This is a genomic window from Roseateles sp. FW305-36, from assembly GCF_058787015.1.
The window spans coordinates 201,425-215,079 of record NZ_JBYSZK010000006.1; the positions used below are offsets into that span (position 1 = coordinate 201,425).

Consider the following 13,655-nt stretch of genomic DNA (forward strand, 5'->3'; position numbering starts at 1 on the left):
CGTCGTCCCCTCGGGAGACCGGCCAAGGTACTCCTGGGACGAGGGGCTCACGCGAGAACCTCGCGCTGCCAGGCGCGCGGCAGCTTCTTGACTTCTTCGGTCCACAGCTGCGGCTTCAGCGCCCGGGCGGCCTGGTACTGGGCCGAAGGCAACAGCTTCTTCTTCACGTCGTCGGGCAGGACCAGGTGGTCGACGCGGATGGGCCGCGCGTTGCCGCGGGCCAGGTTGAGCTGGCCGGCGTCGCTGAAGATGTGCTCGCGCGCCAGATTGGCGGCGTTGGGCCGCTTGGAGTAGGTGTTGAGCAGCGTCGTGTAGCCGCTGGTGATGGAGCCGTCGCTGGGGATGAGGACCTCGTAATCGGCGGCATTGGGCAGCTTGTCGCGGTAGCTCAGCGCGTTGAAGTCCCAGAGCAGGAAGACCTCGGCCTCGCCACGCTCCATCAGCGCGGGCGAGGGGTCCGTGCTGAGCAGTTTGCGCGCCTTGGCGAGCTGGGCGAAGGCCTGCAGCGCGGGCTGCAGCCTGGTCTCGTCGCCGCCCAGCGCGTGGGCCGCGGCCAGCACGGCCGCATTGGCCTGGGCCGCGCGGCCGACGGCGCCGATCATCACGCGCGGCTGGGCCGCGAACAGCGCCTTCCAGCTGCGCGGCACCTCCTTCAACAGCCGCTTGTTGACGGCGAAGGCAATGGTGCCGGTGTAGGCCAGGGCCCAGTGGCCGTCGGCGTCCTTGGCCCAGTCGGGCACCTGGGCCCAGGTCGCGGGCTTGTAGGCGCGCGTGATGCCGCGAGCCTTGGCGATGGGGCCGAACTCGAAGCCGACGTCGCCGATGTCGATGCTGGCGTTGGCACGTTCGGCCTCGATCTTGGCGATCTCCTCGGCGCTGCTCATGTCGGTGTCGACATGGGCCAGGCCGTAGAGGCGCTGCAGGTCGGCCCAGGTGGCGCGCCAGTTGGCCCAGTCGTCGGGCATGCCGACGCTGGCGACACGGCCCTCGGCACGAGCGGCCGCCAACAGCGCCGGGGTCTGCGAATGCGCAAAAGGCGCGAGGCCGGAAGCCGCCAGGCTGGCGAGGAGATGTCGGCGGGTGAAGCTGCTCATGCCTTGCTGGGGAATCGAAGTTGGTCGAGGCTCAGGCGCTGCTGCAGCCGCGTCTCGCCCTTGACATCGCGGATGCCGAGGGTCAGCTCGGGCACGGGCTTGGAGAAGTCCAGGTCGACGAGGCCGAAGTTGATCGCAGCATAGACGTCGGAGACGCGGCGCGCATTGGGCGTCGGGATGTCCCAGACCTCGGTCAGGCCGCTGGAGGTGAGGTCCCACAGCGGGTAGCAGGCCGGGGTGTCCCAGCGCGACAGGTCGGCGTAGTGCATGTCGCCGCTGATGACGACGACACCTTCGGCCCGCTTCTCGCGGATCAGGTCGACCAGGCGCTGGCGCTCCAGCGGGAAGTTGCTCCAGCCCTCCCAGCCCGTGCCCTCGGCGGCCAGCTGCACGCTGGAGACGATGAGGCGCACGTCGGCCGGCTCGGCCAGGCGCTCGGCCAGCCAGGCCCATTGCGTCTCGCCCAGCAGCGTGGCGGCGGGGTCGAGATTGGGCAGATACCAGCCCTTCATGGCGCCGCCGCCCAGCTTGGCCTTGGCATACATGGCGGCATAACCCTGCTTCAAGGCGGGGTCGGCGACCAGCGACGTGCGGTTGAAGCGCAGGTCCAGCATCAGCAGCTGCACGCTGCGGCCGCCGCGTTCGATGCGATAGGCCTCGTAGACGCCGGGCCGCGTGCGGCGCGGGGAGTCGGCGGGTTCGTTCCAGGCGTCGCAGAACAGCTGCTGCGAGAGCGCCTTCAGTGGGTAGTCGCCACCGACGTCGTCGTCGCCGAAGTCGTGGTCGTCCCAGATCGCGAGGTGCGGCACATCGCGGCGGAAGGACTGCAGGGCCTCGACCTGGCGGAACTCGGCATAGCGCTGGCGCAGCGTGTCGGCGTCCTTGGCGTCGGCATAGAGGTTGTCGCCGAGGAAGAGGAAGAGCTCCGGCCGCGCGGCCCGCACCGCGGCCCAGATGGGCTGAGGCTTGGACTGCTTGGCGCAGGAACCGAAGGCGATGCGGAGCTTGTGCGGGTCGGTGGGCGCGGCCAGCGCCAGCGGGCGCGAGCCCGCCTGGGCGCCGACGCCCACCGCCGCCAGCCCGGCGGCCAGCATCAGCTGGCGCCGGTCGAGCTGGGCGGGCGTGCTCATCAGAGCTTGCCAGTCAGCGTGATGAAGAACTGGCGCGGCGTGCCGGTCAGCAGGGTCTGGCTGTCGCCGCTGTTGACGAAGCCGTTGCTGCCGATCGTCGAGATGTATTTGCGGTCGCCCAGGTTGGTGATGCCGACCTGAACGCTGCCCTCGGACAGGAAGCCCAGCGACTTGGTGCGCAGGCCGCCGCTGACGTTGAACAGGGTGCGGCCGCTCACGGCAGCGTCGTTCAGGTAGCTGAAGTAGCGCTTGGACATGTAGTCGGCGCCGAAGTTGCCGAACCAATGGCCGTCGTCATAGCTCAGGATGGACTTGAGCATGGTGTCGGGCGCGTCGACCACATGCTTGCCGGCGATGGCGACGGTGGTCGTCTGGTTGTTGGCGTCCTTGCTGACGACATTGTCGCGGTAGGTCGAGTTGCTCAGGCTCAGGCTGTTGTACCAGCTGAGGCCCGGCTGCAGGCGCAGCGACAGCGCGCCCTCAAGGCCCTTGGTGCGCACGCCGCCGACGTTGCTCAGCACCGTGGGGTTGCCCTGGATGCCCGAGCCCTGCGTGACGCCGAGCAGGCGGTCCTTGAAGTCGACGACGTAGGCGGTGACGGCGGCTTCGTAGAGCTTGCTGGTGGTGCGCCAGCCGGCTTCGAAGTTGGTCGAGGTCTCGGGGCGCAGCGAACCCTTGATGGCGTCGAAGCCGACCTGGGTGGTCGCGAACGGCGTGGTGCCGGTGGCGGCGCCCTGGTAGGCGCGCATGTTCTTGGACACGCTGGTGAAGAGTTCGTCGTTGCGGCTGAGCTGGTAGTTCAGGCCGACCTGGGGCAGGAAGCCCTTGCTGGCCGTGATGCTGCCCACCGGGCCGCTGCCGACCTGGCGGTCAGCGTCGATCTTGGCGTGCAGCGACTTGAAGCCGGCGCCCAGCGTCAGGTTCTGGGCCAGGGCGACGGTATCGGACAGCGAGAACTGGTCGGTCTTGGTCGTGAAGGCGTACTGCCACTGCGTGAAGAAGGGGTTGCTCGGGAAGCTGTAGGGGTCGGGAATGGCGTTGGTGCTGGTGGCGTAGAAGCGGCGGGCCTGGTCGAAGTCGTTGTTCTCGTGCCAGAAGGAGGCGCGCAGCTGGTGGCCGGCGATCTCGTAGTCCAGCACGGCGTTCAGGCCGTTGCGCTTGATGGCGTACTCGGTGGTGCGCAGCGCGATGGGCGTGCCGTCCGGAGACTTGGTGTAGGGCGTGAACCAGAGGCCGCGGCCGTCGTTCTTGTGGTGGTAGACGGTGGTCTTCAGGCGCAGGCCGTCGGCCAGCTTGGCGTCCAGCGTGGCACCGGCCAGCGTGTCCTTGCGCAGGCCGGAGCCGGCGTAGTAGGCGTCGTCACACTGCGCGACATAGACGCTGCCGTTGTTGCCGCACAGCGTGTTGGAGGCCTTCACGGCGGCCGTGAAGTCGGGATAGAAGTTGTCCCAGTTGTAGCCCAGGCGGTTGACCATCTCCAGCGACATGTCCTGGTAGTCGATCTCGCGGCGGTTGGACGTGTTGATGAAGGCCGATAGGCGGTTCTCGCCGAAGTCCTTCACGTACTTCAGGTTGAACTGGTCCTGGCGCTGCTCGCCGTGGCCCTTCCACTTGTCGGCGTTCTGGTGGGTGAAGCTCAGGTAGACGGCGCCGAGCTCGGACTGGCCGCTGTCCAGGCGCACGAAGGTGCGGCTGTTGCTCTCGCTGCCCAGGGTCTGCGAGGCCTGCAGGCCGAAGGCCTTGGCCGGGTCGGAGGAGTAGAACTGCAGCGTGCCGCCGAGGTTGCTGGACGAGGGCGTGTCCAGCGAGCCGGTGCCCTGCGACAGGTCGGCGCGGGCCACGTTCTCGCTGGAGATGGCGCGGCTGATGTGCAGGCCGTTGAGGTTGCCGTAGCTCATGTCACCCAGCGGCACGCCGTCCAGCGTGAAGCCCAGCTGGTTCTGCGAGAAGGCGCGCACCGTGAAGCGGGTGGACCACTCGTAGTTGCCCAGAGGGTCGGCGGATTGGAAGTTGACGCCGGGCAGGCGCGACACGGTGGCCAGCGGGCTCTGGCCGGCCGCGGCGGCGGCCTCGAAGTCGGCCTTGGTCAGGCCTTGCACCGAGCGGATCTGGCCGCGGCCCAGCGTCACGGTGACGCGTTCGAGCTCGGTGGTGTCGCTGCTCTGGGCCAGGGCCGGCACGGCGGTGAAGGCCAGAGCCAGCAGGGCGGCCAGGGGGGAGAGGGCGTGGGCTGCAGATCGCATGATGTGGGGCGCATTGCGCGTGTGTGGAGGCTGAGGACACCGGCCCGGGGAAGACCCGAGGTCGGCCGCGTAACGGGCCGCAATGTCACAAAAATCCACGACAGTTCCGCGACAAATCGCTGTCCGTGGGCTGATTTCCACGGATATCCACATCCAACCTCGAATTCACACAATCACAACGCAGGACGGGCCCACTCGGGCCGCGCTCCATCCATCTTCTCTTGCCTCACATGTGGGTTGCCGAAAGACATCAACGCATCCTGGACCTGCTCCAAGCCCATCAGCGGCTGACGACCGAACATTTCGCCGAGGCCTTGGGCGTCTCCAAGGAAACCGTCAGGCGCGACCTGATCGAGCTCGAACGATCCGGGCAGCTGGCGCGCGTGCATGGCGGCGCAGTCCCGCCGACGACCGCCGCGCCCGCCGTGCCGCCCGAGCCGGCCTACTCGGAACGCACCGGCCTGAATCTGGCGCAAAAGCGTGAGATCGCCCGGCTCGCCGCTGCGTTGATCCAGCCCGGCCAGGCCTGCTTTCTCGACGCGGGCTCGACGACCCTGGCCCTGGCGGAGGAACTCGCACGGCGCGAAGGCTTGATCGTCGTCACCAATTCGCTGCACGCAGCGACCGTGCTGGCCCGCAGCGGTGCCCACGAGGTCAGGCTGCTGGGTGGGCAACTGGAGACCGAGGTTCCCGCCACCTATGGCGAACAGACCGTCGCCGAGATCGGCCGTCTGCAAGTCGACTGGGCGCTGGTCTCGCCGGTCGGATTCGATGCCGTGAACGGTGCGATGGACTATCTGTGGAACGAAGCCACCCTGGCTCGCGCCATGCTCTCCCGCTCACGCCAGCGGGTCGTGCTGGCTGATGCCAGCAAGCTGGGGCAGACCAGCCGCATTCAGATCTGCCCGCCGGCGGAGGTGGATCTGCTCGTGACCGACCCCGGCGCCGATGCGCAGGTCGTGGAGGCGTTGAAGGCAGCGGGGGTGAAGCAAGTGTTGGGAGATCACTGAGGCCATGTCGGCCCGGGCCTGAGCCGATCTACCGCCCTCAGTCGCCGCGACGAACGCGGGGGCGTGGCGGACGCAGCAGGGCCGCAGCACCCGCCAAACCCAGCAGCCACCAGCCCGAGGCCGCACCGCCACCACCGCCGCCCGATGAAGGCGCCGGGGCCGGCGGCGTGGGAGCCGGTGGGGGCGGAGGCGGAGGCGGAGGCGGGGGAGGAGGAGGAGGCGGCGGCGTGATCGGAATGGGCGTGCTGCCCTGAATCTGGCCGCAGCGGCTGAGGTTGTCGCTTTGCAGACCGAGGGAGGTGCGCGTCGGCGCGATATAGGTCGTTGGCGTCAGCGCGAACTTCACGGCCTCGGCGGCGTCCAGCAGGCCGGCGCCACCGGTGGTGGCCTGCAGTGTGCAGCGGCTGTTGTTGGCGGTCGTGCAATAGCCCAGGGCGTAGGCCGTCACATGGGGCCGCGCACTGGCCTTGAGGCCGGCTTCGACCTGGGCCAGCGTCAGGGCCGGGTTGGCCGCCCACATCAGCGCCGCCGCGCCGGCCACCTGCGGTGCCGCAAAGCTGGTGCCGCTGACGGCGCCGTAGCCCGCGACCAGGGGCGTGGTCTTGCCGGTATTGATGGTCGACACGACGCCGCTGTCGGCCAGTTCGGTGTCGCAGCTGCGGCCGTAGTCGGCGTCGCCGCCGGGTGCCAGCAACTGCACCTCGGGGCCGAAGTTGGAATAGATGGACTTGAAGCCCTGGCGGTTGGCCGCGGCGACGCCGAACACGCCGCTGCAATTGGCCGGGCGGCCCACGCTGCTGCGCAGATTGCCGGCCGCCGCGACGATGAGCACGCCCTTGGCGCGCAGCTCGGCGATGGCGTCCTGGTAGAGCCTGGCGGCGGCAGCGACGTCGGGGTTGCTGTCCGTCGCGCTGCAGGAGGTGACACCGGCAAAACCGATGACGAGGATCTTGGCCGGATTGGCATTGGCCGGCACGCCAGCCACCGACAGGCCTGCAGCCCAGCGCATGCCGTCGACCATGTCGGCGACGGACGCGCCGCATTTGCCCGACACCCGCACCGGCAGGATGCGAGCATTCCAGTTGATGCCCGCCACGCCGCCGGCGTTGTTGGTGACGGCGCCGAGCTGGCCGGCCACCAGCGTGCCGTGCCAGCTGCTGTTCGCGTTGACGAGGCAGCCGTCCCACAACGCGAGGTTGCCGTCGTGCTCGGCCTGACTCAGCGCATCACCGGGGTCGTTGGCACCGGCGCTGCGGCCGGTGCCGCCGTTGTTGGCGTACTCGGGCTTGCTGACGAAGTTGTAGCCCGTCAGCAGATTGGCGTTCAGGTCGCCATGCGCCGTGACGCCCGAGTCGAGCACGGCGACGACGGTGGCCGCGGAACCGGTCGTCGTGTCCCAGGCCTTGGTGAAGTTCGCGGCGCCGGCGTTGCTCGTGTCGTTCTGATCGTCCAGCCACCACTGGCTGGACGTGGGGTCGGTCGTGCTGCGGAACAGCGGGTCGTTGGGCACGGCGGCGCGCTGCTCGCGCACGTCGGACATGGCATGAGCCAGCCGCGTATCGGCGCGCAGCGTGGCCAGCCAGGCAGCCTTGGCCGCGGCGTCGACCTCGCTGCCGGCCTGCAGCCGCCACCAGCCGGCACCCAGCGGGCGATCGGCCGTCAGCGGCAGGCCGGCATCGGCCAGCACGCGGCGCAGCAGGGCCTGCTGTTGCGCGCCGTCGCGACCTTCGTCGGCGAGCTTGACGATCAAGGTCGAGCCTTCGCTGGCCTGGGCGGCAATCGAGGGACGCGTCAAGGCGGCGAGGCCGACAGCAGAGGCTGCCACCGAGGCCACCGTTGCCGCGGCGACGAGCCGGTTGAAACGGAGACCGCTTGGAGCGGGACGGGGCGGTGGGGTCAAGGGTGGTGTCTTCACGGGGCGGCACCTTAAGGACGTGCGGTGAACCGTCCATGACATGGGCCGATCGGCCCACCCCCACTGTCACGGTGCCTTCATTCACGTCCCAGTCATGCGGAACAGCCCGCCTCAGGGTCTGGACGTAGTCCGAATGGACCAAGTTGACGAGAAAGCTTCAAACCCGGGTCATGCGTGGTCAATAGCCTCTGCGGCCGCCCCTTTGATTTTCAGCGACTCGACAAAACTCCCTCCACCCGGCTCCCGGACCCATCTGTGAATTCCCAACCCGCTCCTCCCTCCATGGCCGACGCGCCGCACGGCGCCACCGTGCTGCAGGACGTCCATGTCGAAGCCGTGGTCGCATCGGCCGAGAGCGCGTTGGACGTGAGCCGCCGCTATCAGTTCTTCGTCTGGACCCAGGGCAGCCTTCAGGTGCTGCTGCCACACCAGCTCGCCATCTGCGGTGCCTACCTGCGCCACCGGCATGAACTGGTGTACGACACCTTCAACTCCGTGCCTGTCGACTCCGCGCTGTTCGGGCGCTTCGCTGATGACGGCGGCGTGGCCATGAACCGTCTGCAAAACCACTGGCTGGCGGGTCACTGCAAGCCCGTGGTGCTGGATGTGGACCAGTTGCCCGGAGAAGGCATGGAAGGGCTTCGCCAGGGCCTGCGCGCCGCAGGCTTGCAGGAGCTGCTGCTGCATGGCGTGTCGCGACCGCAGCGCCGCAGCGAGATCGAGAGCTTCTTCGTCTTCGCCTGGCAGCAGCGCTACGGCCCCCGCCACAAGCTGTGCTGCGAGCTGCTGATGCCCCATCTGCACACCACCTGGCAACGGGTGCAGGGCTTCGAGCGTGAACTCAAGGCGTTACCGCCGCCCGGCAACCATCGCAGCCCGGCAACCAGCCAGATCACGGAACGCGAGCGCCAGATCTTGCGCTGGCTGCGCGAGGGTTTCTCGAACCCGCGCATCGGCGAAGGCCTGGGCATCAGCGCCCTGACGGTCAAGAACCATGTCCAGAAGATCCTGCGCAAGCTCAACGCCAGCAACCGCGCCCAGGCCGTGGCCATCGCCATCAGCCTCAATCTGCTCAGCAGCAGCAAGCGCGACGACTGAGTCTGCCTTCGCCACGGCGGCCACGCCTGCGGCCCGCGATTTCCCTCTCTACCGACTACTGCCGCTGACGCCCCAGGCCAGCAGATCAAGGGAAACCTCCTATTCGACCTAGGGGGCTCTTGGCGGGCATTTCTCAGCCCCGTGTAGTCCGAACGGACTGCCTCGCGGCGAAGCGCTACCCCACCGTGTCATCGGCCGTTGCGACAGTGCGTGCTGTCTCAGGACAACCGCTCTTTGAACCGGGGGAACGTCAAAAGTTCCCCAGCACCCAAACCTTCTGTAGCCGGTCCTCGCCAACCCCTTGGCTTGCTATCGCCGCCGACGACCCAGGTGTTCATTCAGACCTGTCCAAATGCCCCGGCCTGCAACGGCCGCGGCCCCCCAACGACCCGAAATCACTGTGGAGTCCCGATCATGAAACTTCGTCACATCGCCGCCGTCACGGCCCTCGCCGCCGCCTCGGCCACCCCGGCCCTCGCCGACATCCAGGTCCTCACCGGCGGTGCTTCCGAGCTCTTCTTCGTTCTCGGCAACGACAAGGGTTCCTTCCTGCTGGACACCGGCATCACCGTGAACGCGCTGAAGAGCGCTTCCTTCGCCGGCTACTCGCAGAACCTCACCGCCCTGACCGGCTTCTCCAGCTTCGCTGCCGGCACGACGCCGCTGTGGGGCCTGGCCGTGTTCGACGGCACGGGCACTGCCGGCTTCAGCCAGCTCGAGCTGGTGTCCACCTTCAACACCGGCCTGGCCAGCTCGGCGCAAATCAGCAACAGCACCTTCAAGAGCTCGGTCTTCAACCAGACCGGTTCGGTCGCCCAGTCGGCCGTGACGACCGGTACGCACATCAGCCAGGCCAATGGCAGCAGCTACAACCCCGTCGGCACCGCCGGCTACTTCGGCTCGCCGTTCTTCAACCTGGCCCAAGGCAGCAACCAGATCGGCAACACCGTGGGCACGACCTCCACGCTGATCGACTGGAAGCCGAACGCCACCAGCTCGCTGGCCAAGGTGCCCAACACGGTCATGGCCGGCTACACCGCTTCGTTCGATGGCGCGACGCTGACCATCACCAGCCCGGTTCCGGAGCCCAGCTCCTACGCCATGCTGCTGGCCGGCCTCGCCGCCGTGGGCTTCATCGCCCGCCGCCGCTCCTCGGTCTAAACCTGCTCCGCCCGCCGGCACGGTCCGGCGGGCAATCCTGCCTCGCCCCATTTCGATCCTGCGTTCGCGCGGGAGTGTTCGGCTCATCTCAACATTGCGAGTCCCTTCATGAAACTCAAGCTCATCGCCCTGGCCGCCCTGGCCGCCGCCGGCTCGGCCCACGCCCTGACGCCCGCCGCCATCGACGCCGCCCGCACCAACGGCACCCTGCGCGAGATCCGCCTGACGGGTTCGTCGGCCTACCGCCTGGCTATCGCCGGCCACATCCAGACCATCTGCCAGGCCGGCACCATCGACGTCTTCTTCTCCGCCGCCAACCTGATCGCCGCCGGCGACGGCGCCGGCTCTGGCGCCCGTGCCTACTCCTGCACCCTGGGCACGGCCCTGGGCAACTGGACGGCCGGCACGCCCATCCTGATCCACAAGCGCGACACCGGCGGCTCCATCATCGGCGTGACCAACGTGGCGACCAACGACGCCAGCACCGTCATGATGAAGGTCAGCGCTGCGTCCTGCCCGGCCCCGGCTGCCTTCACCAACATCACGACGGCCACCTCCACCTGCACGCAGACCGAGACCGTGGCGCCCGACGCCGGCTTCTCCGACCTGGAACCCAACCTGCTGAACCAGGCGCCCAACCTCATCGACAACGTGCTGGGCAACCCCGGCAGCGGCTCCAAGCTGCCGGTGGACATCTCGACCCTGACCGTGGCCCCGTACTGGCAAGCCATCTTCGGCGTGGCCGTCAACCTGAAGGCCTATCGCGCCCTGCAGAACGCCCAGGGCCTGGTCCAGGACGACACCGACGCCAACCGTCCCAGCCTGTCCAAGAACTGGATCCGCACCGCCCTGACCGGCAACGTCGACACCAGCGCCAGCGGCCTGCAAGGCTGGGGCCTGGTGCTCGGCACCGGCGGCAACGGCAAGACCGTCAACATCTGCCGCCGCGACCCGGGCTCCGGCACGCAAGCCACCACCCAGGCCTACTTCCTGAGCAACCCCTGCGACACCAACAACAAGCTCGCAGCCATCCGCCAGGCCGGCGCCAGCAAGCCGACCCCGGATGCCAATGCCGGCGGCGTTCTCGCCATCGAGAACTCCGCCACGGGCGACGTGCTGAACTGCCTGGGTGCTGCTGAAGACAATGCCTCCACCGCCTACGCGCTGGGCATGTTCAGCCGCGAGAACGTCGAGACCGGCAAGAAGTGGCGTTATGTCCGCATCGACGGCGCGCTGCCCAACCGCTATATCGACAACGGTGGCAGCACGGTTCCCACCGGCGCCGTGAACGGCAGCTACGACTTCGTCGGCGAAGGCACCATGCAATGGAACACCGCCAAGATGGCCCTGGCCGGCAACGCCAACCTGCTGGCCGCCCTGCAAGCCATCTCGACGAACTCCAACACGCCCGACGCCATCCGCGTGCTGCCCACCACCAGCTCGGCCAACTCGCCTGATGGCGTGATGGCCACGCCCCTGGTGTGGTCCAACATCGCCGGCAGCTGGACGAGCCTGAGCGCCAACCAGAAGCCCTACGCCTCGCGCCTGCTCCATACCGGTCAGTCCAATGGCGTGAGCGACAGCTGCACGATCTACAACACGTTCTAAGCCTCGATTCCGGAGCAGGTGCCGATCACTTGCTCCGGGCCCGAATGCTTCGCGAACTTGAAGTTCGTCACCGCTGCATCCATCAAGCCGGCGCCTGCCGGCTTTCTCTGTTCAGCCCCTACCCGCAGACAGGCCCTATCTGCCGAGACTCTGGATCGTCCTGCAACAGGCGGTCAAACCCTGTACTTCCGGGCAATCGCTGCAATATTGAAACAAGTTTGGAATTGATATGCAATTTTCACTTGCCACCCGCCCACTGCGTAGCCGATGGGTTCGCGCGGCCTCGTGCATCGCTGCGCTTGCTGCCCTTTCCGGCGGCGCGCAAGCCGGCATCGACACCAGCGGCAATCCCGAACTGTTTCTGACCCTGTACGACCAGGCCAACTCGCAAAAGAGTTACACCCTTGACCTGAACGTGCGGGCAGCAGATTTCTACATCAATGCTCAACAGGACACCGGCAGCTATCTATTCTTCACTCTGGATCCCAGCAAGGATGCAAATCTGCAGAGTTTTCTCAGCACCGCCACTCTGTCCAGCACCCGCTGGGCCGTCCTCGGGCTGACGGAGGGAACCTCGCCGGACCAGCGTATTCTTTACAACACGCTGAGCAACTATGACCCGACGACTCGTCTGGGCTCGGTGAGCGTACAAACGGCAAACTACAACAAAGTATTTTCCAACCTGACAAACGGCACTTTCCGTTCGAGCCTGACATTCCCTGGATATATTGGATATCTGAATACCGCCACCGTCGGCGTCGACATTATTTCGTCGACATTGAACAGCAGCGCGACGTTTGGCAGCAGCCTCTCGGGCAGCGCCTATCCCAGAACCTATGCCGGCAAGTCGGGTGGTTTCCAAGGGAGCAACACCACCACCGATGGTGATTGCCTTTTCAACAGCAATGTGTGCGTAGGAAACCCTATCGGAATTTCGTCCTGGTTCTACAAGGTCGCGGTGACGCCGAATCCGAACGGTGGTTCTGCCGGCTCGTTGACCAAAGTCACCGCCGACGAATTCGACAACCTCACCAACGACGGCTACTGGGGCTTCATCAAGGACCCCAATTCCAGCAAATACATCCTCAGCTACACCCTGCCCGGCAGCAATCCGAAGTCGCTGGTGTCGACCGACGAGGGCCGCGCCCGCCTGTCGTTCACCGACTATTCCGCCGCCTTCGGCAGCGCCCGCCTCGTCGGCGTCGACGTGGGCGCCTCCATCAGCGCCGTGCCCGAACCGCAGAGCCTCACCCTGATGGCCCTGGGCGGCGCGCTGATCGGCGCCTGGGTGCGCCGCCAGCGGCGACTGGGCGCCTGAGGAGCCGGACATGATGATCAAACCTCTCGTCCACACCGCCTCCCGCGCAGCCGCATTCGCCGCCTCGGCGCTGACCCTGCTGTCGCTGCCGCAGGCCGCCCACGCGAACGTCGCCATCGACAGCGGCGCGGAGCTGCTCTTCGTGCTCTGGGACACGTCCACGCACGCGGCCTACACGCTGGACCTGGGCCTCAAGGCCAACGATTTCTGGATCTATGCCCAGCAGGACGCGGGCTACAGCTATCCGGCCTTCACGCTGCAGACCTCGGACGCGCGCTTTGCCGCGTTCAAGACGCTGTCGCCGACCATCGCCAACGAGCGCTGGGCCGTGCTGGCCGTGCAGAGCAATCCAACCTCGAGCACGCCGGGCGACAACAAGCTCTACACGACGCTGCGCCAGGGGCCGGGCGATGGCACGGTCAACCCGAACTGGCAGGACCTGACCGGCATGCCCGCCGACGGGTTCCTGAACGCCACCCAGCGCGCCGGCAGCCGCTGGTACCGCGACCTGAACTCGCTGGGCGGTGGCGACGACGCGACCAAGAACACCCATCCGAGCACGGCCAACGGCAGTGCCTTGCATTCGGCAGGCAGCACGCGCTATTTCGCCAACAACGGCACCATCTACGCCAAGAACAACCCGGGCAGCGAGGGCAGCTATTTCGGCGGCCTCTACGACCTCACCAACGAGGTCAACAAGTCCTCCTGGTTCTACTACGTGACCAACGCTGCGGCCGGCGGCGGCGTGGTGACGGACGAGTTCGACAACCTCACGTCCAACGGTTACTGGGGACTGGCCTTCACGTCGAGCAACACCTACCAGTTGAGCTTCACGCAGGCGGCCGCCCAGTCCGCCGCCAACAGCGCCACGACGGCACTTGGCATTCAACGCGTCGCCACGACGGACTTTGCCTCGGGCGCCGGAAGCGCACGGCTGCTGAACTTCGATGGCGCCGTCACGGCCGTGCCCGAGCCCGCCAGCTGGGCCCTGTTCGGCCTCGGCCTGCTGGGCATCGCTGCTCGCGCACGCAAGCGCAGCTGAACCTGCTGGCGTGATCCATTCGGCTCACGCCACTTC

10 protein-coding genes are annotated in these 13,655 nt (G+C 67.3%); 6 read left to right on the forward strand and 4 right to left on the reverse strand.

Annotated elements, in window-relative coordinates:
- Positions 1-47 precede the first annotated feature (47 nt).
- The 3 genes from AC3WOE_RS13505 to AC3WOE_RS13515 are packed head-to-tail and all read right to left on the reverse strand — an operon-like array spanning position 48 to position 4,467.
- On the reverse strand, positions 48-1,094 hold the full coding sequence (locus AC3WOE_RS13505; RefSeq protein WP_492691131.1) for an ABC transporter substrate-binding protein: 1,047 nt from the start codon (positions 1,092-1,094) through the stop codon (positions 48-50).
- On the reverse strand, positions 1,091-2,224 hold the full coding sequence (locus tag AC3WOE_RS13510; protein ID WP_492691132.1) for an alkaline phosphatase D family protein: 1,134 nt from the start codon (positions 2,222-2,224) through the stop codon (positions 1,091-1,093). Before AC3WOE_RS13510 ends, AC3WOE_RS13505 begins: the two co-directional genes overlap by 4 nt.
- The gene (locus AC3WOE_RS13515) at positions 2,224-4,467 is read right to left on the reverse strand and encodes a TonB-dependent receptor (protein ID WP_492691133.1); all 2,244 of its coding nucleotides are present in this window, start codon (positions 4,465-4,467) and stop codon (positions 2,224-2,226) included. Before AC3WOE_RS13515 ends, AC3WOE_RS13510 begins: the two co-directional genes overlap by 1 nt.
- Before the next feature lie 230 nt (positions 4,468-4,697).
- Between AC3WOE_RS13515 and AC3WOE_RS13520 the strand changes: the two genes are divergently transcribed.
- The gene (locus AC3WOE_RS13520) at positions 4,698-5,477 is read left to right on the forward strand and encodes a DeoR/GlpR family DNA-binding transcription regulator (RefSeq protein ID WP_492691134.1); all 780 of its coding nucleotides are present in this window, start codon (positions 4,698-4,700) and stop codon (positions 5,475-5,477) included.
- Between the two features lie 37 nt (positions 5,478-5,514).
- On the opposite strand, the gene AC3WOE_RS13525 is transcribed toward AC3WOE_RS13520, so the two are convergent.
- Positions 5,515-7,302 (reverse strand): S8 family serine peptidase, encoded by a 1,788-nt coding sequence (locus AC3WOE_RS13525; RefSeq protein ID WP_492691135.1) that lies wholly within the window; start codon positions 7,300-7,302, stop codon positions 5,515-5,517.
- A 372-nt stretch (positions 7,303-7,674) separates the two neighbouring features.
- On the opposite strand from AC3WOE_RS13525, the gene AC3WOE_RS13530 reads away from it, so the two are divergent.
- The 5 genes from AC3WOE_RS13530 (at position 7,675) to AC3WOE_RS13550 (ending at position 13,619) form a co-directional block, all read left to right on the forward strand.
- The gene (locus AC3WOE_RS13530; RefSeq protein WP_492691136.1) at positions 7,675-8,490 is read left to right on the forward strand and encodes a helix-turn-helix transcriptional regulator; all 816 of its coding nucleotides are present in this window, start codon (positions 7,675-7,677) and stop codon (positions 8,488-8,490) included.
- A gap of 414 nt (positions 8,491-8,904) precedes the next feature.
- Positions 8,905-9,651 (forward strand): PEP-CTERM sorting domain-containing protein, encoded by a 747-nt coding sequence (locus AC3WOE_RS13535; protein ID WP_492691137.1) that lies wholly within the window; start codon positions 8,905-8,907, stop codon positions 9,649-9,651.
- A gap of 108 nt (positions 9,652-9,759) precedes the next feature.
- A complete protein-coding gene (locus tag AC3WOE_RS13540) occupies positions 9,760-11,259 on the forward strand; it encodes a hypothetical protein (RefSeq protein WP_492691138.1) in 1,500 nt (499 codons plus the stop codon).
- Between the two features lie 229 nt (positions 11,260-11,488).
- A complete protein-coding gene (locus tag AC3WOE_RS13545; protein WP_492691139.1) occupies positions 11,489-12,577 on the forward strand; it encodes a PEP-CTERM sorting domain-containing protein in 1,089 nt (362 codons plus the stop codon).
- A gap of 10 nt (positions 12,578-12,587) precedes the next feature.
- A complete protein-coding gene (locus AC3WOE_RS13550) occupies positions 12,588-13,619 on the forward strand; it encodes a PEP-CTERM sorting domain-containing protein (protein ID WP_492691140.1) in 1,032 nt (343 codons plus the stop codon).
- Positions 13,620-13,655: the final 36 nt, after the last annotated feature.

Coding starts and splice junctions, on each gene's coding strand:
- AC3WOE_RS13505 (WP_492691131.1), bottom strand. CDS start 1,094: ATGAGCAGCTTCACCCGCCGACATCTCCTCGCCAGCCTGGCGGCTTCC.
- AC3WOE_RS13510 (WP_492691132.1), bottom strand. CDS start 2,224: ATGAGCACGCCCGCCCAGCTCGACCGGCGCCAGCTGATGCTGGCCGCC.
- AC3WOE_RS13515 (WP_492691133.1), bottom strand. CDS start 4,467: ATGCGATCTGCAGCCCACGCCCTCTCCCCCCTGGCCGCCCTGCTGGCT.
- AC3WOE_RS13520 (WP_492691134.1), top strand. CDS start 4,698: ATGTGGGTTGCCGAAAGACATCAACGCATCCTGGACCTGCTCCAAGCC.
- AC3WOE_RS13530 (WP_492691136.1), top strand. CDS start 7,675: ATGGCCGACGCGCCGCACGGCGCCACCGTGCTGCAGGACGTCCATGTC.
- AC3WOE_RS13535 (WP_492691137.1), top strand. CDS start 8,905: ATGAAACTTCGTCACATCGCCGCCGTCACGGCCCTCGCCGCCGCCTCG.
- AC3WOE_RS13540 (WP_492691138.1), top strand. CDS start 9,760: ATGAAACTCAAGCTCATCGCCCTGGCCGCCCTGGCCGCCGCCGGCTCG.
- AC3WOE_RS13545 (WP_492691139.1), top strand. CDS start 11,489: ATGCAATTTTCACTTGCCACCCGCCCACTGCGTAGCCGATGGGTTCGC.
- AC3WOE_RS13550 (WP_492691140.1), top strand. CDS start 12,588: ATGATGATCAAACCTCTCGTCCACACCGCCTCCCGCGCAGCCGCATTC.